This window comes from Terribacillus saccharophilus (assembly GCF_002272075.1).
GTDB lineage: Bacteria > Bacillota > Bacilli > Bacillales > Amphibacillaceae > Terribacillus > Terribacillus saccharophilus_A.
This window is the reverse complement of the sequence record NZ_NPBJ01000003.1, coordinates 60,900-80,502: the sequence shown is the minus strand read 5'-3', so window position 1 is coordinate 80,502 and position 19,603 is coordinate 60,900. Positions and strand designations below refer to the sequence as shown.

Here is a 19,603-nt window from a genome sequence, read left to right as displayed (position 1 = left end):
ATCCGATTTATTCAGTCGGGTTTTCGGATAAATACAGCCGGATAGTCGATCCTGCCTCCACCTTTGTTCCAGCTTTTGGTTCCTGATCAATAATATACTCGCCATTTCCGCTCAATTCCAGATTCAGCGTTGTATAGTATTCTGTCAGTTCTCGCTTTTTCATACCGACGAAATCAGGTGCTTCTGTAGGCGGCTCTTCCGGCCAGCTGTATGATTTCTCTAAACCGTCCGTCTGCGGTTCTACTCCCATCGAACGAAGACTGTCCTCGAGAATAGTACCTACGATTGGTGCAACAACTTTACCACCGAACTGAATCGTGTTTTTAGGATTATCAATTGCAACATAGACGACGATTTCCGGGTCATTTGCAGGTGCAAATCCGACAAAGGAAAGAATATAGTTATTTTCCATATACGTTCCGTTGGCCCCCACTTTCTGGGCTGTTCCCGTTTTGCCGCCAATTCGAAATCCTTCGCGATAGGCCCCTCGACCTGTACCTTTTGCTACAACATTTTCTAGTGCATAACGGACTTGTTCTGATGTATCCTCCGACACTACTCGTCGTTTCATGACTGTCTCGGTGGCTGTCTCCGTGTCACCGGTAACTGAATCCTTCCACGACTTTGCGATATGGGGCTGATACAGGTATCCTCCGTTGATGGCAGCTGACACACCCATCACTTGCTGAATCGGCGTCACGGAAACACCTTGTCCGAAAGCAGTAGTCGCTGTCTCCACCTGCCCGATTTTCGTTGGGTCGAAAAGAATCCCTTTCCCTTCTCCTTGCAAATCGATACCAGTTTTCTCACCGAACCCAAAATCCTTAATATATGAGAATAGACGTTCCGTTCCGAGTTTCTGTCCCAGTGACACAAAACCCGGGTTACAGGAATTCTGTACAACTTCTAAATATGTTTGATCACCATGCCCGCCGCGTTTCCAACAATGCAGTGTGGCACCGTCCACTTTTATTGCACCGCTATCATGAAAATGATCGTTCTCAAGATCAACTACCTTCTCTTCCAATGCAGCAGCGAGTGTAATAATCTTGAAAGTACTACCTGGCTCATAGGAACTCCAAATCGGCAAGTTCCTATTATACGTATCAGGGTCAGCTTCATTATAATTTTCCGGTTCAAATGACGGTCTCGAGGACATTCCCAGAATTTCACCTGTATCTGGATCTACAGCCAGTGCCATCGCACCGTCCGGATTGTATTTTGCTTCTGCATTATCCAGTTCCCGCTCTATAATTGTCTGGATATCAGAATCGATCGTCAACTGAAGGTCCAGACCATCCGTCGGCGGCGAATAGACATCAGCCATATCTTCCAAACGATGTCCTTTTGCATCAGAGAAAAACGACAGGCTGCCCGATTCTCCGCTCAATTCTTCATCATAGTATGCCTCCAGACCCATTAATCCCTGGTTGTCTATACCACTGAAACCAAGTACATGAGACAGATAATCCCCATTTGGATAGTGCCGTTTCGAATCTTTGGCAATATAGACGCCTTCCATGTTCAGCGCCTGAATTGCTTCTGCCTGCTCCTCGGAAATTTTTCGTCCTTCAGGGTGAATCCTTTCGATAGATGCTTTCTTCGTAACATGCTGTAATGCCTTGTCCTTTTCCATCCCTAGAATTTCAGCTAACTTCTCTGCTGTATTGTCAGGATCCTTGATCTGACGTGGGACGACCATGACAGTCGGTGCAGACACATTTTCTGCCAGCACATCCCCATTACGGTCGAGTATCTTCCCTCTTTCGGGCTCAAACGTGATATTTCTGCTCCAGGAATCCTCAGCCTTGTCCACCAAGTCCTTACCTAAGACGAACTGGACGTATGCTAATCGGATTCCGATAACCAGAAACACGATAAAAGCCAAAACAAAAACAGTGACTAACCGCTTGCGCATCGTAACATTGGATACTCTCTTCAAACAAATCTCTCCCTCGTGTACAAAGGTAGGCTTGTATCCATGTTATGACGGTTGGCAAGCGGATAGACCACTGTCCTGTTTTCTTATGTCGAGAATTCGACAGCAAGATAGTCGTTCTTATTCAGTTTCGTTCCTTTTTTGATACTTTGTGTCTTGGCATAGCCGCTGTTGATTGTTTCAACATCCAGCTGCAGCAGTTCTCCCAATTCAAGCACTTCACGCATGGACCACCCTTTAATATCAGGCATCGTCGGTTCATCCGTGACGATGATGGCGCGTTCACCCTCAAGAACGGTTTGACCGCTTTCAACACTCGTTGTAGCAACTTTATTACCTTCACCGACAACCACTACATCCATGCCAGTATCTTCTAGGGCTTTCTTTGTTGCGTTAGAAGACATACCTTCAATATCAGGCACTCGTTTTTCAGAGACTTCATTTTTATCGTCGGCTTGGTCCGGACTAATATCCATGTAATGCAGCGCGTTCTCCATTACATTTTTGAAGATGAAGGCAGATGGCTCACTGCCAGTCTCCGTTTCTTTCAATTCAGGCTGTAACACGGAAACATACATGATCAATTCTGGATCATCAGCAGGCGCCATGCCAAGGAAGGAGAATAGATAATTGTTCTTGCCCTCCATATAGCCGCCACCGTTTGGATTAGGAATTTGTGCCGTACCTGTTTTGCCAGAAACGCTATAATCATCCAATTTATACGGTTTACCAGTACCATGTTCAGAGGTCACAACCGACTCAAGGATTTTCAAAGTCTCATCTGCTGTTTCTTTCGATATTGGTTCTGCTTGGACTTTAGTCTCATTCTGTTCTACTACTTTTTTCGTGTCAGGATTGACGATTTTATCAATGATATGAGGCGTCACCATTTTACCATCATTTGCAATGGCACTCGCAGCGGTAATCATTTGGATCGGTGTTGCTGTCGTTCCTTGGCCATAAGATGCACTTATTTTCTCGGATTGATAGTTATAAAGAATGGTACCAGGTATCTCACCAGGAAGGTCGATTCCGGCCTTTTGGTCAAAGTGGAATTTCTTTAAGTAATTAAGAAACTTGTCCTCACCAATTTTATTTGCAACCAAATTTGCAACCATGACATTGGATGAACGTTGTATACCTTCGAGGTTGGTAATCGATCCCCAGCCATCCTTCTTCCAATCATAGATTGTCGTTTCCTTATCCACTTTAAAGGATCCGGATTTATATTCCTCATCCGGATTCCATTTTCCCTCTTCAATAGCAGAAGCGACTGTGAACATCTTCATAGTCGATCCTGGTTCCATCGGATTGGAAATGGCATCATTATACCAGTTCTCCACGTTCTCCGGATCATTCGGATCATAGCTCGGCCGGTTGCTCATCGCTACAATCTCACCTGTTTTCGGATTCATGACGACTGCACTAATTTTCTTTGGATTCCATTTATCATCCACTTGAGTGAGCGTATCCTCCAGCAAAGTCTGGATCTTCTGATCAATAGTCAGATAGACATTATCCCCATCTTGTGCTGCCTGAACTTCTTCACTCGGATTCAATAGCTTGTATCCATATCCATCTCTTTCATAGGATATATTACCGTTTTTACCAGCAAGTTGATCATTAAGCTGCTGCTCAATACCTGTCATCCCCGTAATGACTCCATCTTTTCGCTGGGCAAGACCGATGATCTGAGAGGCAAAAGTTCCATTTGGATAAAAGCGCTCAGCTTCTTCTGTGAACTGGATGCCGGGCAAATCGAGCTCTTCAATTTTTTTCTTTTGATCCTGTGTAAGACCTTTTCCTGCAGAGCCGAACTCCACTTGCCATAGACCTTCATCGATACCTTTTTGCAAACGTTCCTTTAAGTCAGCTGGATCAGCGTCAATGATATCCGCTATTTCTTCCGAAGTCTTGTCCACATCTGTCACATGGATCGGATGGTCCTTATCCGCGGAGTACTTTTCACTAACAATCGCATAAATAGAATAAGTTGGCTGATCATACGCCAACTCCATTCCATTGCGATCCAGTATCTTCCCTCTCGTCGCTTCGAGCGTATACGAGTCGGTCCGCTTACTTTCCGCGAATTCTTTTAAATTGACCCCGGCAACTTCACCGGATGCCTGGATGAACAAGAAACGTCCAGCTAAGACAAGAAAGAGCAAGGCAAAGGCAGATAACAGAAACATCGCCATTCTTTGTGTCGTCTTGTTCTTTTTCATATTGACAGTACCTTTCTTATTCAGAGACTTTGTTTGCTTCTTTTACTTTAGCACTTTGTACCTTCAAACCTGCATCTCGCGCGATATCGATGATTCGCTCGGGTTTGCTTAATTCTTTCACTTCATAAGTCAGATCTTTATTTGCAACCTGCTGGTGGCTGATCTCGGAATCCAGTGCTTCCAAGTCACGATTGACGTTATACGTGGAAGCTGCGAAGGTGACGAAATAAGCTGCTGCTGCCAAGATAACTAAGCTGAATACGGCATATAGAACCTTTTCTCCCGGCGTAATCCACGTTTTCTTATTAACTTTTACTTTTACCTGTCGTTTAGGCTGCTGCTGCGGTCTTTGTGCCGGACTGCTCTGCTGCCAGCTTCTTGCACGTTCTGCGCTCAAGCTTATTCCTCCCCTGTATTAGAATTCGAATTTAGGACTCCACGGTTTTATTTTCTCTGCTACGCGGAGTTTTGCGGAACGGGATCTTCTGTTATCTTCCAGTTCCTCAACACTAGCCAATATCGGCTTTCTCGTAACAAGAGCAAACGGTGCCTTACTATCTTCCGGCAAAATCGGGATATTGCGCGGAACCGGCAGCGGTGTGCTCCATGATTTGAATGCCTGCTTACACATTCTGTCTTCCAGCGAGTGGAAGGTAATGACTGAAACTCTTCCTCCGACTGCAACTATCTCTGCTGTCTGCTGCAGGGCGTCCCGGAAAGCTTGTAATTCATCATTCACCGCAATCCGGATTGCCTGGAAAATCCGTTTGGCCGGATGGCCGCCTTTTCTTCTTGCTGGTGCAGGAATCGCTTCCTTGATCACTTCCACAAGTTCAAATGTTGTTTCAATCGGTTTCATTTCTCGTCTTTTCTCTATTTTTCTTGCAACTTGCTTGGAAAAATTCTCTTCTCCATATTGGAAGAAAATCCGTACAAGCTGCTCGTAAGACCACGTATTAACCACCTCGTAGGCAGAAAGCGCCTGGTGCTGGTTCATGCGCATATCAAGCGGCGCATCGTGCTGATAGCTGAATCCTCGTTCTGCCTGATCGAGCTGCGGTGAGGATACACCAAGGTCGAATACAACTCCATCGACTTCCGTGACGCCTCTTTCCTCTAATTCGCTTTTCAGATCTCGGAAATTTGCCTGGATGTATTCGATTCGATCGCCATACTCCGCTAATCTTGCCGCTGTTGCCTCGATCGCTTGCTTGTCCTGATCAAACGCATACAGTTTACCTTTATCAGATAACTGCTTCAAAATCACTTCGGAGTGACCGCCTCCACCTAGGGTGCAATCCACATATGTACCTTCTGGCTTCACAGCGAGTCCTTCAATCGTCTCTCTGTTCAGCACACTATAATGTTCAAACAAGCTCTTACATCCTTTCGACTGCCATCAAATATCGAAATCAAGCATATTTTCAGCGATTTCAGCAAAAGATTCCTCAGATTCATCAAAATAGGAATTCCATTCGCTCTCCGCCCAGAATTCGATCCGGCCAGACACACCAATAATGGCAACGTCTTTTTCCAGCTTCGCATATTTCCGGAGCGGTGCAGGGATATTGATTCTCCCTTGCTTATCAAGCTCACATTCGACTGCTCCTGAAAAGAAGAAGCGAGTGAATGCACGGGCATCCTTCTTGGTCAATGGCAGCTTTTTTAGTTTTTCTTCTAGGAGTCTCCATTCCTCCATAGGGTATCCAAACAGACATTGGTCCAATCCACGGGTCAGTACAAAACGTTCCCCCAAGTCTTCTCGGAACTTGGCAGGTACGATAATACGTCCTTTTGTATCGACCGTATGCTGAAATTCCCCCATGAACATAGACTCCGCCCCCACTTTCCATTTTCATAGTACCACATCGCCCCACATTTCACCACCTCAATATTCACACTTTTTAATAGCATTTTCTCCCTTGCCTAGCGCTTTTTCGGAGTTTTGTGCACAAAAAAACGTGCATGGTCGTCGACCAGACACGCTTTCTGTTTCATTATAACGTTATGATATGGTGGGGGGTGGTGAAATCATAGCTTTTCTGCGCTAATTCGTGCCAAATCTCCACTCCATGCGTATTCCATATTGAAAATATACTCCATGTCCGCTCCTGCAGTCCATTTTCTGGGTGGAGCGTACACTGGATGTGATCAAAGTGGGATAAGGCCACACCATGCTGTTCTTTTATTCTAGCTTCCATTCGCTTGACCAGAAAATCAATATCCTCCTCTAAATGACGAAGATTCTTTTCTGCTAAGCTGCCAAGATCATCAGCTATAGATGCGGCACTATGCCGCAATGGGGCGTGCAAATCAGCCATGGCTCGTTTCACTTGCTCGGATACAACTGCAATTGGAGGCTGCTGCTGTGCAGCAAGATAATGGATCTTTTCTGTTTCAACACCGAAAGCAATAGCTTTTTCAGGGTTAAGACGATAACGCTCGAGCAGTTTCTCTGTCTTGCTGTCCAGCATCGTGAAGGACAGACGCGGCATAACTGGCGGCATGGTAAAGCCAACCGCTTGAAAGCCTGGTTTAAGATTCGCCCAATAGGCGATTTCTCCAGGGCCGGCAATGAAACCAAGCACCGGCAGGAGATAGTCCTGCATGAGCGGACGCGTAACGACATTATTGCTGAGTCTTTCCGGCGCTGTTTCCGCTATAAGCAATAGCTCTTCTTCTGTAAAGACTGCTTCATCAGCCTTGCCTCGCCACTTGCCTTCGCTGTCACGCATAAGCAGTGTTCTTTCACCGTCAATATAACAGAACAGGTTAGCATCTTCAGATTCTGCACCTAAAACATCTGCGTAGCCCATCTGCTGAAGTTCCTGAGACGCTCCATAAACGCCTTGACTTATCTCCTGTTGCTTGCTGATCAGCTCCCGGAAAAATGGGCGTTCTATTTTCCGCAGTTCAGGATCACCCGAATCCAAAAGAACCAAACCTGTATTCTTGTATAGAAAATGTATGAATTTCGCGAAGAAATCGACGAAAGTCTCTGATTGGTCCATTATATTACTGACCGTGGAGTGAATATCCTTTGTGTATGCTGTCTCTGGCAGAGCAGCTATTACGTCCTGCAAGAAATCGTGCATCAATCCGTTGTCTAGCACTATATCAGAAGCTGCTATCTTTTCAGCCTGATGCTGTTTCCACTTGAATTTCTTCAGTTTGTTGCGATTTGGAAGGAAGATATGATTAATCTCGTCGACATCATGATCCTCACCTGCTATCCAGAAAACTGGTATGACCGTTGTGCCCAGTTTTTTACTTTGCTCTGAAGCAAGGGAAATGATGGAGGTGATCTTATGCAATGTCAATAAAGGACCCGTGAAAAGGCCTGCCTGCTGACCGCCGACAACAGCCACTGTTTTAGAATCAGCTAATTTATCGATATTATGGATTGTTGCTTGATCCGCTCCCCACTCTCTATTACATTTGTGAAGAAGTTCAACTAGCGCCTCTCTCGGGAATTTACGAGCTTCCAGCTCCTCCAGTCTAGTCGCATAGCTTTCTTGGCGGAATGGAGAAAAATTGAATTTCCCCATAATAGAAGGAAGCTCTGCCCGATAATCGGTCACCAATTTGTTCGGACTTTCCAGTCTCATTGGTTGTATTACCATATTAAGTACTCCTTTATATAACGTCTGATATGTATTACTGTCTGATAAATGTAACGATAACACCTGCCACAAGCAGCAGGATGTAAAGCGGACCGAACAAGAGGAAGCAGATACGCAGAAAGATGCGCCACACATGCTTAAAGACGATCTCACCGCGGTACTTGTAATGCATAAGCACTACCATAATGAACAATACCGCAAGGAATCCTATCATATAACCGAACACTGTATGCTGTAAAATGATTTGCAACATAATCATAACAGAAAAGATGTAGAATACGGCAGTAGTTTGCACGCTATGGAGAAAAGCATTCCGTCTTTTATGGATGATCCGTCTGACGATTAAATAATAAATCCAAGTAGCAAGCGGCGGTACGGTAATCGCTGCCGCTAAAAGGTAAGCAAATAAGTGGGTCATTGATTAGTCCTCTCCTGCTGTTTGGTAAGACCAAGTATACTATAGTAGACAAAATCCGTATAAGGAACGGCTTGTTTTGCATGATTCCGGACGTATCCGGATATAGATTCGATCTCCGTTAGTCTGCCAGCTTGTATATCTCTGTGCATAGAGGACAGATTAGCTTTCGTAGCATATATGATTCGGCGAACATTTGCCCATTGCTGTTCTTCCTCTAAACCTAGCGCATCTGCTGCTTCTTTGCATAAGACCTCCGCTATCTTCTCAAAGGCAGAGTGTTCCAGCAGCTCACCATTCTTCACCTGATAAATTGCAGTCAACGGATTGATCACAGCATTCGCAATCAGTTTTGTGCCTAACATCAAACGCCAATCCTGCTCAAATAAAATCGGGAAATCTGGTTTATGCAGTTGATTCACAAGTACTTCAGCGTAATTGCCAGTCAGATCTGCAAGGCGAATTGCCGCTTCTCCTGTATGCTCTACGGTATGAGAGTCTATCCTTATAGCTCCATGTTCAACAGACCCGACGATAATCGGATAATCGAAATCTTCTTCCTGTAAAAAGTCAGTATGATTCATACCATTTTGGAGGAAAACGACTGCAGCTTTAGCATGCAGCTTCAACTTTTCCCAAATTGGCGGCAAATCGTATTGTTTTACACAGACAATCCATACATCCGCTTGTCCTAAAGCCCGCCAATCCGTAGAAGGCAATGTCTCCACCACTATCACTTCATCCCCGATATGAAGACCTTTCACTGCAATCTCTTCGGACTGTTCTCGCGTTCTTGCCAAAAGCCGCACATCATGAATCCTGCCGAGTTTGGCGGCTGTAAGTAACCCGATCGCTCCTCCGCCGATCACATTGATTTTCATGTCCGTTCCCCCATTCGTACTATACCTAATTGTTTATTTTAGCAAAAGAACAGACAGTATGGATATAAGAAATATAACGCTTGAATTTGTAAACGTTTTCATATATATTGGAAGCATAAGGCACACAGTGAAATTTTTTAATACGGAGAGGGGAATCTGTATGACATTTGCTAAAGTGGAAAAATTGCCAGTGAATTATAAAACAGCTGAGGATTTCGAACGCTTTGCCGCACAGGGGAACGCAGAGCTTTCGATGTTGGATGAGTTCCAGCTCAGTCTCATCGAAAGTGACGACGATACGCTTTTCTACGGAATTTACATGGATAAAGAGCTTGCAGCGAGAATGGCGCTCACCTTTGTGAACGAACAACGCGACAATACATTCTATCCGCCAAAAGGATATGTGGAAATCTCCAAACTGGAAGTGCTGCCTGCATACCAAGGAAATAGACTTGGGTCATCTCTTGTTGAATTTGTGCAGTCCTTCGCCAAACCAGTTCGAACAAAAGCAAGGGTAAATTCGGAAACTTTCTGGACCAGACTGAATTTTAAGGACAGCAGTAAAAAGGAAGATAGCTTGTCTGTTATGACATGGCAGCCGACAAAATAAAAAAAAGCCCAACTGGGCTTTTTTATTTTGTTTCAGCCTCCTCAATTACCCAACGGCATAGCTTCTCCATTTCTATGCATGCATCCTGATACCGTTTAAGCTGATCCTTCAGCTTTGCATTCTCTTCTTTCAGTGTCCGAAGTTCTTCCTGTGGTTCTTTTCTCGGCACTTGAAAATTCTGTTTTACTTTCTCAAGCAAATCAATTGCTGCTTCCAAACTGATGGATTCTTTGTCATCCTTCACCGGAGCAGTTTCTTTAATTGACACTGGAAGCTGCTGTTTCCGCTGTTGCTTCGCGATTTCGATATCCGTTTGATAATATTGTCGGAGCGACGCATTCCAACGAAACCCACAAGCTGCCGCTGTACGGTTGAGCTTAACTGCGACATCACGAAAGGCATCCAGCTGCGTCTTCCCCTCCTGTATAAAATCCAGTACAGTATTTGCCAGTAAAACATCCTCTTTATCCGACCATGCATCTTGTCTCGTACTCTTCAAAACGCTTCCCCCCTCTTCTATTCTGCTATCAATGTATGCGAGAGGGAAAAATGCTAGACTAGAAAACGGACGATAGAATATAAAAAAAACACCTATCGGCAATATTGCCGACAGATGTCGTCTTTCTTTCTTACGCTTCAACCACTGCTTTTCCATCGTAATGTCCGCAAGATCTGCAAACGTGGTGTGGTTTTGCAAGTTCTCCACAGTTAGAGCATTCTACCATTCCAGGTACATGCAATTTTTTGTGTGTACGGCGTTGGTTTTTTACTTTTTTAGAAGTTCTTCTTTTAGGTACTGCCACGGTCCTACACCTCCTTCAATCGTTACAATGCTTATTCGTCGTCCTTTTTCAAGAGAGCTTGCAGTTTCTCGAGCCTCGGGTCGATCTTGTCCTGCTGTGCTTTCTCACTGGCAAGCTGCCAGCCTTCTCCTTCTTTCGCAGCATTATCCAATGCCTGCGGATCGTCGGAGAAAACACGGAAAGGAACATCCAATAGGATATTTTCCTCTATATACGGTTTCAAGTCAAGCAGTTCTCCCTCAACAGGATGAATCTCTGACTCGTCATCCGCGCTTGCATATGGAGACAAAGTAAACAGTTCAGTCGTTTCAACATGGAATTCATACGGTACATCTACCAGAGTACGCGCACACGGAAGAATCATCTTACCATCTATTGCGAACTTGACAGTTATATCGTTTCCATACGATGTCGCCTGACCGCTGACCTTCACTGGATCAATCCGACGAATATCATTTTTGCCCTGGATGTCTGACACATCCACTTGCTCTGTAAATTCGAAAGGTTCAAGACCTTTAGCTTTAAGCTTTTGAACCGGAATTTTCACGTTAATTCACCTCATGGCAACAAAAGTAATTGTAAAAAAAAACAGGAGCTTTGTCAATATATTTTCTTTACACCAAGGCAATAATTAGCCTATATTCTTACTAAAGAACATTATTTCTATTATAACACGTAAGAAAAGCGGAGAAAACCGTTTAGGAGCGGAGAAGGAAACGAGAAAGCCCGGAAGGAGGCGTCCTTCCTTCTGTAGGGATTTATCGATTCCGGCGCAGCTCCTGGTTTTCGCAGCTAGACACCCTAAGAAAAGCGAAAGAAACCGTTTAGAAACGTAGGAATAAGTGAGTAAGCCCGTGACAGACCTAAAAAATACAGAAAGGAGTCTTCTTATGAAGGCAAACGGCCTCATCGTCGAATACAACCCTTTACATAACGGTCATGTTTATCATATACAGCAGGCACAAAAATTAACCGGGAGCGATTGCACAATTGCCGTAATGAGTGGTAATTTCACACAGCGGGGTGAACCGGCCATTTTGGATAAGTTCAGTCGAACAAGAGCGGCACTTTCTTCTGGTGTCGATTTGGTTGTCGAATTGCCCTTCCTTTATGCGGTGCAGCATGCTGATTTGTTTGCTAAAGGAGCAGTTTCCATCCTTGATGCACTGAAAGTAGAGCATCTTGTATTCGGTTCTGAAAACGGAACTATCGAATCGTTCCATCAGGCACTAAAAGAACGGATAAAGAATCAGGCAGCATTTGAGAGTATCTTGAAACAACAACTGGATAAAGGCTTATCATATCCGGAAGCAAATCGTACAGCGTATGAATTAGCCGGAATCAGCTCAACACTTGATCTTAGCAGCCCCAATAATATTTTAGGATTTGCATATCTTCAGGCAGCAGAGTCGCTTTATACACCAATGCAGGTAGATACAATCCGCCGTATACAAGCAGATTATCATGAACAGTCTATTACCGGCCCGATTGCAAGTGCCACATCAATCCGCTCTGCTTGGCAGGACGAGAAGACACAAGAAGTGAAAGCAGCAGTGCCAATAAAGACATTTGAATTATTGGAAACGGAAGAACTTCACAGCTGGGAAGCCTATTTCCCGCTTTTACGCTATCTTATTTTAACTCGACCTGCTGAAACACTGCGCCAAATTCATGGGATGGATGAGGGATTGGAATACCGCTTCAAAAAATATATACACCAGTCGTTGAATTTCCAGCAGTTTTTATCTCTGATTAAAACAAAACGCTATACATGGACAAGGCTGCAGCGCGTTTGTGTTCACATATTATCTAATACTCAAAAGCACATAATTAACGAACATCTAAATGGAGCAGCATGCCCTTATATACGTATTCTCGGCATGACTAAAACTGGACAGGCATATCTCTCTTCAAGGAAAAAGCAGCTTGACGTTCCCCTATATACTCAATTGAAGGACGGTATGCATCCAGTTGCTGATTTAGAACTGCAAGCAGCAGATGCCTATTACAGTATTTTATCTCCCGAAATTGCTGCCGCTTCACGCAGACAAGAGATATCTCCGCCTATATTCGAATAATAAAAAGGATGCATCAACGCGATGCATCCTTTTTATTATTTTGCAGGCATTTCTTCTAAGTATTTTTTCGCATCATCAAAGGTATTGACTGGTACAACCTTCATATCTGTATCGATATCTTCTGCTGTTTGTTTCGCAACCTGATAATTTGAATCTTCGGCATCTTGTTCATTTGGAGCAAAGAAGACATCACAGCCTTCTTTATCCGCCGCTACAACCTTCTTGTCGATTCCACCGATACGGCCGACATTTCCTTCATAATCTACTTCGCCCGTTCCGCAAATCTGAAAGCCCTTCGTCATATCTTCCTCTTCCAGCTGATCATAAATTTCCAAGCTGAACATAAGTCCCGCACTCGGTCCGCCGATTTGTCCGCTTGAGAAGGTCACTTCAGGATCTTCCGTGACATCACGATCGGTTACGAGCGTAATACCAATACCAGGTATCTGGGTATCTGGCAGTGCTTGAAGCTTTAATTTCTTCTCCAGCTGTTTGTCATCTCGTTCTATTCTCAGGGTAATGGTATCACCCACATGTTTGGGCGTGACATAACTTGTCAGATCTGTTGCTTCCTTTACTTGCTGGTCATCTACAGCCGTGATGTGATCACCTTGCTTGAGCTGGCCATCAGCTGGCAAATCTTTAACGACTGACACAACATATACACCTTTGTAATCAATTTGCAGTTCAGCACCCGCCGCCTCATAGGCAACGACGGTAGAAGCTTCTTGGGAGCTCTCCATCTGCATCAGCTGCGCTTGGGTGTATTCTTTCTCAGAAATACCCTCTGGTATAACATCTTCAAGTTTTTCGATTTGATGATATGGCAGTATTTTAGCCATCACATATTGGAATGGCGTTGCTTGTCCGCCCCGTACGGTGACGAGGTGCATATCACCTTCGCTCTTCTCACTGCCATCTACAGAGACTATTGGATCAAGAGCATCTGCTGCACCCGGCTTGTATACATAATATGGCATTCTGTAAATTCCGGAAAAACAGAAGACGATGATCAGCAGCAGAATAACGAACAAGATATAACGTGCATTCTGTTTCATCTACAAGTTCCCCTTCTGTGCCCGCTTTCTCTACTTATTCAGAAGAAGAAGCATATTTACCTTTTGAGCACGCGTATAGTTAAGATAGCCTGTACAAACTGGCTGAATTTAAGTTTACTACTTCGAATTCAAGAAGTACAGCTGTCACAAATCGGAGGGATTTTCTGTGCAAAAAATGAAATCAGTTCTGCTGGCTGGGTCTGCACTGCTACTGGCCGTAAGTTTAATAATGTATCCAGACCCATCATTACAGGCCAGTATACGTGGATTGAATATGTGGTGGGAAGTTGTTTTTCCATCCCTCCTGCCTTTCTTTATCACTGCAGAACTGCTAATTGCGTTTGGAATGGTCCGTTTTATAGGAGTTTTCTGTGAGCCGATCATGCGGCCTTTGTTCAATGTTCCGGGTGTCGGAAGTTTTGTGCTAGCAATGGGCATGGCCAGCGGATATCCATCAGGCGCTAAATTGACAAGCCGGCTGCGTCAAGAAAAACAGCTGACAAAGATTGAAGCCGAGCGTCTTGTTTCTTTTACGAATGCTAGCAACCCTCTTTTTATAGTTGGAGTGATTGCCGTAAGCTTTTTTGGGGAAGCAGAGCTTGGCATTCTATTAGCCGCAGCGCATTATGGAGGTAATATACTTGTAGGTATCTGCATGCGTTTCTACGGCCGATCCCAACCTCGCTCGTCTTACGTTAGGGAAAAAGGACTGGTCAAACGCGCCTTTAGGGAATTGCATGAAACACGTATGGCTGATAAAAGACCATTCGGAAAGATTTTTGGAGATGCCGTCGTAAATTCTATTCAGACATTACTTATGATTGGCGGATTCATTATCATGTTTTCCGTTTTTAATAAGCTATTATTCATCTTAGGCATAACGGATTCCCTGGCATATGGTTTAAAGCTGCTAACTAGTATTTTTGGTATTCCTGCTGAATTAGTTGTCCCAATGTTCTCTGGATTATTCGAAATAACAATGGGTGGTCAAATGATCGCTCAAGCATCAGGATCTAACTTTTTCTTCCCTATCATTATCGTCAGCTTCATTCTTGCATTCAATGGTTTTTCTGTCCAAGCCCAAGTAGCAAGTATTCTCGCTGAAACAGATATTCGATTTGCTCCGTACTTTTTCGCCCGCCTGCTGCATGGGTTCATTGCTGCTGGCTTAGCAGCTATTCTTTATGGACCGCTTTACGCCAAGCATCAGGAAACAAGCATTCTTACCTTCTTACAAGAAAAAACAGCTCCCGATACTTCCTTGGAGCTGCTTCGTTTTCTTTCGTCTTTCGGTCCTGCAGTCACGCTCATCATGCTTGCAGTCGGCACACTAATCCTGCTAAAACGCCGATTAAATTAGAATTTTTGCTTGATGGCTTCTTGTACCGGGGGAGGCACGAGCTTACTTATGTCAGCTCTAAAACTTGCTGCCTCCTTCACGATACTGGAGCTCAAGAAATTATAAGCTGAATCTGCTGTTATGAAGATAGTTTCTATTCCTGGCTCTAGATGCCTATTAATACCGCTAATCTGCATCTCATTTTCAAAATCACTCACAGCCCGCAGTCCGCGGACCAGAACTTTCGCATCATGTTTTCTGGCAAAATCAACGGTGAGACCTTCCGATTTAACAACTGATACGTTTGAAATATGTCTTACCGATTGCCGCAAAAGCTCCATTCGCTCTTCTTCGTTGAACAGCGGCTTTTTCTTACTGTTCACTGCAACAGCCACAATTACTTTATCAAATATTGCTGCGGCTCTCTGGATAATGTCTACATGGCCATTTGTGACTGGATCGAACGAACCTGGATACATAGCAATCGTCATCACTCATCCTCCCGAGCAGCTTGATAGATGGTAATAGCGGTAGTATTTCCATAAACGTCTTGTTTTACAGCTTGCAGTCCAGCGATGAACTCTGGTAGTTCCTTCTTCGCATCGTGCTCGCAAACAATTCGTCCGTTCGCTCTCAAAATACCTGCTTCACTAATTTGCTCCAGAAGACCTTCGTATGACATCTTATGATACGGCGGATCCAGAAAAATAAGATCAAACTGTTTCTCCCTTTTTACGACTGCCTTCAGCGCACGCAGCGCATCATTCCGGTATACTTCCGAATAATCTGTCAGCCTCAAGGTTGTCAGGTTCTGTTTGATTGTCTCGACAGCTTTCCCTTGCTTATCTACAAAGATACAGTGTGTCATTCCTCTACTCAAAGCTTCTATCCCAAGTCCGCCGCTTCCTGCGAACAAATCCAGGCATTCTCCGCCTTCAAAAAAAGGTCCTAGCACCGAGAACAAGCTCTCCTTCACTTTATCCGTCGTTGGTCTTGTCAATTGGTTCGGGACAGCCTTTAACGCCCTGCCTTTATGCTCTCCAGCAATCACTCGCATTTCATTCCACTCCTTCAAAAAAACGATGTATATTCCCGCCTAAGCCGGTCCATACTGTACTATTGAAGCGGCTATCACGCTAATAGCTGCTTCATGAACACGGAGAAGACTTACGTTTCCCCATAAGTTCTTCCTCCGGTTTCTCCTCTCCCTTTGCCTGTTTGTTTTCATTGGAAACAAAAGGCGCCTGCAGGGCTCTTCCTGCAGGCTTTTTTTATATCCCAATCTTATAATCGTATTCTTTCGCTTTATCCTGTTTCGCATTCTCGAAATCGGTACGGATGAAGGGACGATAAGATAACGCCGTCTTAGAGACGAATGGCAGCTTATTCAATACTGCTTCCCTCTCTTCTGCTTCTTCCAGGTTCACGTATATCATCGCATATTTAAGCTTCTTGGATACGAAAACCAGGTGTCCGTGCCGCTTCAGCTGCTTGATATTCTTCATATGCTGGAACCATACGACGATTCCTTGCCGTTTTGTCAACATAATTGATGTTCCTCGCTTTACAGCTTTTTTCTTAGTGTAGCAAAGCCTGACCCCTTGGGGCAACACAAAAAAACCGGCAAGCCTAAGCTTACCGGAATATTGTCAGGAAGCACACCCGCAGGCGCCGCCACTTCCACAGCCGCAGCCAGAGTCTTTCAAAGCTGCACCAGAGCGCGGAGCTTTGACATTCTCGCTCACAGTTGAGGCGAGTTTGGCACTTATATCATCAAGCAGTTTTTGCAGATTACGCTCTGCTATTTTAAATGCCGCAACGTTGGCATCCATATCCATCTCACGCTTCTTGCTGCGGATTTCCTTCATGATGAAGCTGTAATCAGGGTGGTATCTGCCGAATCGCTGCACTTCTTCATACTGTTCCTTTATAGCTGTGAATGCGTCGATTTTCGCTTTCGTTTCGCTATTCTGGTAGAGTGCGGATTGCGCGGAGCTATACGCCGCCATCACTTCCGAGTCACGGATCATTACACCCAATTGCTCGGACTTCTCCAGAAGCTCAACGAATTCCATAGTTGCAAACATAGAACCACCTCCCCTATTATCATACCAAATAATAGGGAAATGAAAAGTGTTTAATCCCGCATTGCTCTTGCCATCTGTATCAGCATGTTCACCATGCTCAGCTGATCCCCAAACTGACCAATACGCTGCGGAACAGTTTTACCGTAAAAATAATTCGCCTGCTTTTCCAAATCAGTGAATGTGCTCGGGTCACGCGCGAGTGTGCGGTACCATACCGGGTGAAGTCTGACAAAACGGAGCAGTTCTTCCCGGTGCTGCAACCTTTGATAGATTTCTTGCCGCATCACCCTACCTCCTTTTAGTCCTTATGAAAGAATGTTGGCGTCTTCTTCTTTGAAGGAAACTGTTGTTTCACACCTTGATATTGTCCAATTAATTGCTTTATATTTTCAAGCGCTCCATTCAAATGATGGATATGGCCCTGCAGTTTTTGCAAATCTAACTGATTTGCCATTCCCATCACCTTGTTAAACATTTCTTTTCCTGTCTCTTCTGATTCCTTTTCTGTTTGCTCTGCCTCTGCTTTTTCCTCTGTTTCTGCTTTTGCATTCTCTTCATTTTTATATGCTTGCCAGCTCGGATCCTCTTCACCCAGCAGCACCCACTTTTCATAGTATGGCTGCCACCCTGCCTGATTCTGCCTAACTTCTTGAATCAGCTTAGGATGCTGCTGAACGAATTGTCTAAATTCCTGAATAGAAGGATGCAAATTCGTATCGGACATTACATTCATCTCCTAACCAGATAAATACCCTCTCTGACCAATGTATGAAAGACTCCGGTAAATGACACAAAAAAAAAACGGGATTCCTCAGTGGAAACCCCGTTATTGTAAAAGAAAATTCTGGGTATAGTAGTAACGATACACGCCCACACCAAGCTCTTCATATGATGCGTCAAGCATTGTCTTACGATGCCCTTCACTATTCAGCCAACCAATCATTGCTGCAGGAGCATCTGTATACCCAGCAGCGATATTCTCTCCTGCACTTTGGAATCTGACCTGACCGTCTGCCAGCCGATCTCCAAGTTCCTCACCACTTGGCGTCACATGAGAGAAATACTGCTGCTTCTGCATGTCTTCACTATGACCAAGCGCAACAGCGGCTACCTGATCATTCCATTCGAGCGGCGGAACATCAAAATGTGAACGCATAACATTCGTTATTTCAATGACTTGCTGTTCCATTCCTCCCTGTACCTGCTGCCATTCTTCATTCGATAGCTGAGGCTGCTCAGGCAGCTGACCAGTATATGTTACGTCATAAGGACGCTCCATTACGAGCTGTTCATCAGTCAGCACTCGTACAGCAGTCAGTTCATCCTCAAATGTATCGAAATAGAACTGAGCGAACAAACCATCACCAATCTGGGCAAGGGGCTGTATCTGCTGATCCTTTTCCTTCAGCTTGAACGTATATCGATCGCTATCATATCGAAATGAAACTTCTTCTTGAAGCGGGTAATCCTGTTCTACTTCCTCCCGGCTCTCACCAAGCTTTGCTTTTGCAAGGGATGCTTCACCGACAGCAAAGGCAGTGATAACACGACCATCTTTTACACCATACTGTGCATAAGCATCACCTTTATCATATATATACCACTCATAACCATAAGAAGACTGATCAATTCGATTTGGTTCACCTTGATCCTCTTCTAATGTTTCAGGCGCTTGATTGATCCACCGCTCTATATCCCCATTCGGCTTCTGGGCAGCTTCCGCCTTTGGTGTTTGCTCTGTATCCCCCGACTTTGCATCCTGGGCAGGAGCCAGATATTCATCCTTGTTCCAAAAGAACAACACGCCTGCTCCCACTACGAGTAACAATAATACGATTCGTAAGCTCTTCATGCATCCTGCCCCCTTTCCATAAGTTGCACCTATTATAATACAAAATCCATTTCGGAGATAGTCGACTCCTTCGACAAGCTTCACATACCATCTGCAGGAAGCAGCTGTCGATAAGTTCGGAACTGAATCAATCCTTCTATCTGACCAAGCTTTTTGAAGCCGCATCTTGTCAGGACTTCTTGCTTTTCTTCCTCCTCTGGCTTACAGAATGCATGTATTGTCTCGATGCCATGCTTCAGCAGCCAATCGCAAATGCTGATTATTGCTTCATCTTCGTATCTTTTTCCCTGCATCTCCTCGCGAATATCAAAATATAACTCAGCTTGAGCAGCATCTTGAGAAGGCTGTTTAATAAAAATATCTCCGACCATATCCTTTTGATATTTTGTATGTAAGATCCATGGTCCAAAACCGTAGCTTGTCTGTCCAGTTTCAAATTCCTCCAGATAAAGAGGCAACTCTGCCTTCAGGGCATTTGTCGGCCAATCCGTCACATACGAAATTTCCTGTTCATAAAAGAAGGTAACAGGAAATCGAACGAGCTGCTTTCCCATCTCCATTGTTATAGCTTTCATAATTAAACGCGGTGTTTCCATATCCATTTACTTTCCCTCTCTCCGGTGCACATTTATGGTTCTTATTCCCGATACTTCCTACTGCATAAACACAAAAAAACACCTCCATATGGAGGTG

General features: G+C 44.4%; 23 protein-coding genes. 3 read left to right on the top strand and 20 right to left on the bottom strand.

Translation table 11 applies throughout. The features are described from left to right. Window positions 1-7: 7 nt before the first annotated feature. The 8 genes from CHH48_RS01110 to CHH48_RS01075 form a co-directional block, all read right to left on the bottom strand. On the bottom strand, window positions 8-1,942 hold the full coding sequence (locus CHH48_RS01110; protein WP_095217521.1) for a stage V sporulation protein D: 1,935 nt from the start codon (window positions 1,940-1,942) through the stop codon (window positions 8-10). A gap of 83 nt (window positions 1,943-2,025) precedes the next feature. After that, a complete protein-coding gene (locus CHH48_RS01105) occupies window positions 2,026-4,164 on the bottom strand; it encodes a penicillin-binding protein (protein WP_095217520.1) in 2,139 nt (712 codons plus the stop codon). 16 nt (window positions 4,165-4,180) lie between these two features. Beyond that, window positions 4,181-4,561, bottom strand: coding sequence for a cell division protein FtsL (gene ftsL, locus CHH48_RS01100; protein ID WP_038559938.1), 381 nt, complete (start codon window positions 4,559-4,561; stop codon window positions 4,181-4,183). Window positions 4,562-4,579: 18 nt separating this feature from the next. Continuing rightward, window positions 4,580-5,539, bottom strand: coding sequence for a 16S rRNA (cytosine(1402)-N(4))-methyltransferase RsmH (gene rsmH / locus CHH48_RS01095; RefSeq protein WP_095217519.1), 960 nt, complete (start codon window positions 5,537-5,539; stop codon window positions 4,580-4,582). 24 nt (window positions 5,540-5,563) lie between these two features. Continuing rightward, window positions 5,564-5,995, bottom strand: coding sequence for a division/cell wall cluster transcriptional repressor MraZ (gene mraZ, locus CHH48_RS01090; protein WP_038559932.1), 432 nt, complete (start codon window positions 5,993-5,995; stop codon window positions 5,564-5,566). A gap of 166 nt (window positions 5,996-6,161) precedes the next feature. Further along, on the bottom strand, window positions 6,162-7,787 hold the full coding sequence (gene bshC, locus CHH48_RS01085) for a bacillithiol biosynthesis cysteine-adding enzyme BshC (protein WP_176466342.1): 1,626 nt from the start codon (window positions 7,785-7,787) through the stop codon (window positions 6,162-6,164). Between the two features lie 34 nt (window positions 7,788-7,821). Then, the gene (locus CHH48_RS01080; protein ID WP_095217517.1) at window positions 7,822-8,205 is read right to left on the bottom strand and encodes a DUF3397 domain-containing protein; all 384 of its coding nucleotides are present in this window, start codon (window positions 8,203-8,205) and stop codon (window positions 7,822-7,824) included. Beyond that, window positions 8,202-9,083: a 2-dehydropantoate 2-reductase gene (locus CHH48_RS01075; RefSeq protein WP_095217516.1), complete on the bottom strand. Its 882-nt coding sequence runs from the start codon at window positions 9,081-9,083 to the stop codon at window positions 8,202-8,204. The genes CHH48_RS01080 and CHH48_RS01075 overlap by 4 nt, the downstream gene beginning before the upstream one ends. A 160-nt stretch (window positions 9,084-9,243) precedes the next feature. Here CHH48_RS01075 and CHH48_RS01070 point away from each other — a divergent pair, with 160 nt between their 5' ends. Continuing rightward, on the top strand, window positions 9,244-9,693 hold the full coding sequence (locus CHH48_RS01070) for a GNAT family N-acetyltransferase (protein ID WP_176466341.1): 450 nt from the start codon (window positions 9,244-9,246) through the stop codon (window positions 9,691-9,693). Between the two features lie 22 nt (window positions 9,694-9,715). Here CHH48_RS01070 and CHH48_RS01065 read toward each other — a convergent pair whose 3' ends face one another. From CHH48_RS01065 to CHH48_RS01055, 3 genes are all read right to left on the bottom strand, one after another. After that, the gene (locus CHH48_RS01065) at window positions 9,716-10,192 is read right to left on the bottom strand and encodes an RsfA family transcriptional regulator (protein WP_095217514.1); all 477 of its coding nucleotides are present in this window, start codon (window positions 10,190-10,192) and stop codon (window positions 9,716-9,718) included. Between the two features lie 130 nt (window positions 10,193-10,322). After that, window positions 10,323-10,496, bottom strand: a complete 174-nt coding sequence (rpmF, locus tag CHH48_RS01060) for a 50S ribosomal protein L32 (RefSeq protein WP_077309792.1) — start codon at window positions 10,494-10,496, stop codon at window positions 10,323-10,325. A gap of 31 nt (window positions 10,497-10,527) precedes the next feature. Further along, window positions 10,528-11,043, bottom strand: a complete 516-nt coding sequence (locus CHH48_RS01055; protein WP_095217513.1) for a YceD family protein — start codon at window positions 11,041-11,043, stop codon at window positions 10,528-10,530. A 343-nt stretch (window positions 11,044-11,386) separates the two neighbouring features. On the opposite strand from CHH48_RS01055, the gene CHH48_RS01050 reads away from it, so the two are divergent. Then, complete coding sequence (locus CHH48_RS01050) at window positions 11,387-12,574, top strand: nucleotidyltransferase (protein WP_095217512.1); 1,188 nt, start codon at window positions 11,387-11,389, stop codon at window positions 12,572-12,574. Window positions 12,575-12,609: 35 nt separating this feature from the next. Here CHH48_RS01050 and CHH48_RS01045 read toward each other — a convergent pair whose 3' ends face one another. Next, window positions 12,610-13,632: a SepM family pheromone-processing serine protease gene (locus CHH48_RS01045; protein WP_095217511.1), complete on the bottom strand. Its 1,023-nt coding sequence runs from the start codon at window positions 13,630-13,632 to the stop codon at window positions 12,610-12,612. 175 nt (window positions 13,633-13,807) lie between these two features. Here CHH48_RS01045 and ylbJ point away from each other — a divergent pair, with 175 nt between their 5' ends. Then, window positions 13,808-14,992 carry a sporulation integral membrane protein YlbJ gene (ylbJ, locus tag CHH48_RS01040; protein ID WP_095218059.1) on the top strand — a complete coding sequence of 395 codons (1,185 nt, stop codon included), beginning with the start codon at window positions 13,808-13,810 and terminating at the stop codon, window positions 14,990-14,992. Here the strand turns inward: ylbJ and coaD are convergent. The 8 genes from coaD to CHH48_RS01000 form a co-directional block, all read right to left on the bottom strand. Further along, window positions 14,989-15,465 carry a pantetheine-phosphate adenylyltransferase gene (gene coaD / locus CHH48_RS01035; protein ID WP_095217510.1) on the bottom strand — a complete coding sequence of 159 codons (477 nt, stop codon included), beginning with the start codon at window positions 15,463-15,465 and terminating at the stop codon, window positions 14,989-14,991. The genes ylbJ and coaD overlap by 4 nt on opposite strands. Beyond that, window positions 15,462-16,028 carry a 16S rRNA (guanine(966)-N(2))-methyltransferase RsmD gene (gene rsmD, locus CHH48_RS01030; protein ID WP_095217509.1) on the bottom strand — a complete coding sequence of 189 codons (567 nt, stop codon included), beginning with the start codon at window positions 16,026-16,028 and terminating at the stop codon, window positions 15,462-15,464. The genes coaD and rsmD overlap by 4 nt, the downstream gene beginning before the upstream one ends. 214 nt (window positions 16,029-16,242) lie before the next feature. Continuing rightward, window positions 16,243-16,518 (bottom strand): YlbG family protein, encoded by a 276-nt coding sequence (locus CHH48_RS01025; protein ID WP_095217508.1) that lies wholly within the window; start codon window positions 16,516-16,518, stop codon window positions 16,243-16,245. 102 nt (window positions 16,519-16,620) lie between these two features. Next, complete coding sequence (locus CHH48_RS01020) at window positions 16,621-17,058, bottom strand: YlbF family regulator (RefSeq protein WP_095217507.1); 438 nt, start codon at window positions 17,056-17,058, stop codon at window positions 16,621-16,623. A gap of 50 nt (window positions 17,059-17,108) precedes the next feature. After that, on the bottom strand, window positions 17,109-17,342 hold the full coding sequence (locus CHH48_RS01015; RefSeq protein ID WP_038559896.1) for a YlbE-like family protein: 234 nt from the start codon (window positions 17,340-17,342) through the stop codon (window positions 17,109-17,111). 14 nt (window positions 17,343-17,356) lie between these two features. Beyond that, complete coding sequence (locus tag CHH48_RS01010) at window positions 17,357-17,782, bottom strand: YlbD family protein (RefSeq protein WP_176466340.1); 426 nt, start codon at window positions 17,780-17,782, stop codon at window positions 17,357-17,359. A 102-nt stretch (window positions 17,783-17,884) separates the two neighbouring features. Then, entirely contained in the window at window positions 17,885-18,910 is a 1,026-nt protein-coding gene (locus CHH48_RS01005; protein ID WP_176466339.1) for a CAP domain-containing protein, read from the bottom strand. A gap of 80 nt (window positions 18,911-18,990) precedes the next feature. Continuing rightward, the gene (locus tag CHH48_RS01000) at window positions 18,991-19,512 is read right to left on the bottom strand and encodes a GNAT family N-acetyltransferase (protein WP_095217504.1); all 522 of its coding nucleotides are present in this window, start codon (window positions 19,510-19,512) and stop codon (window positions 18,991-18,993) included. Window positions 19,513-19,603: the final 91 nt, after the last annotated feature.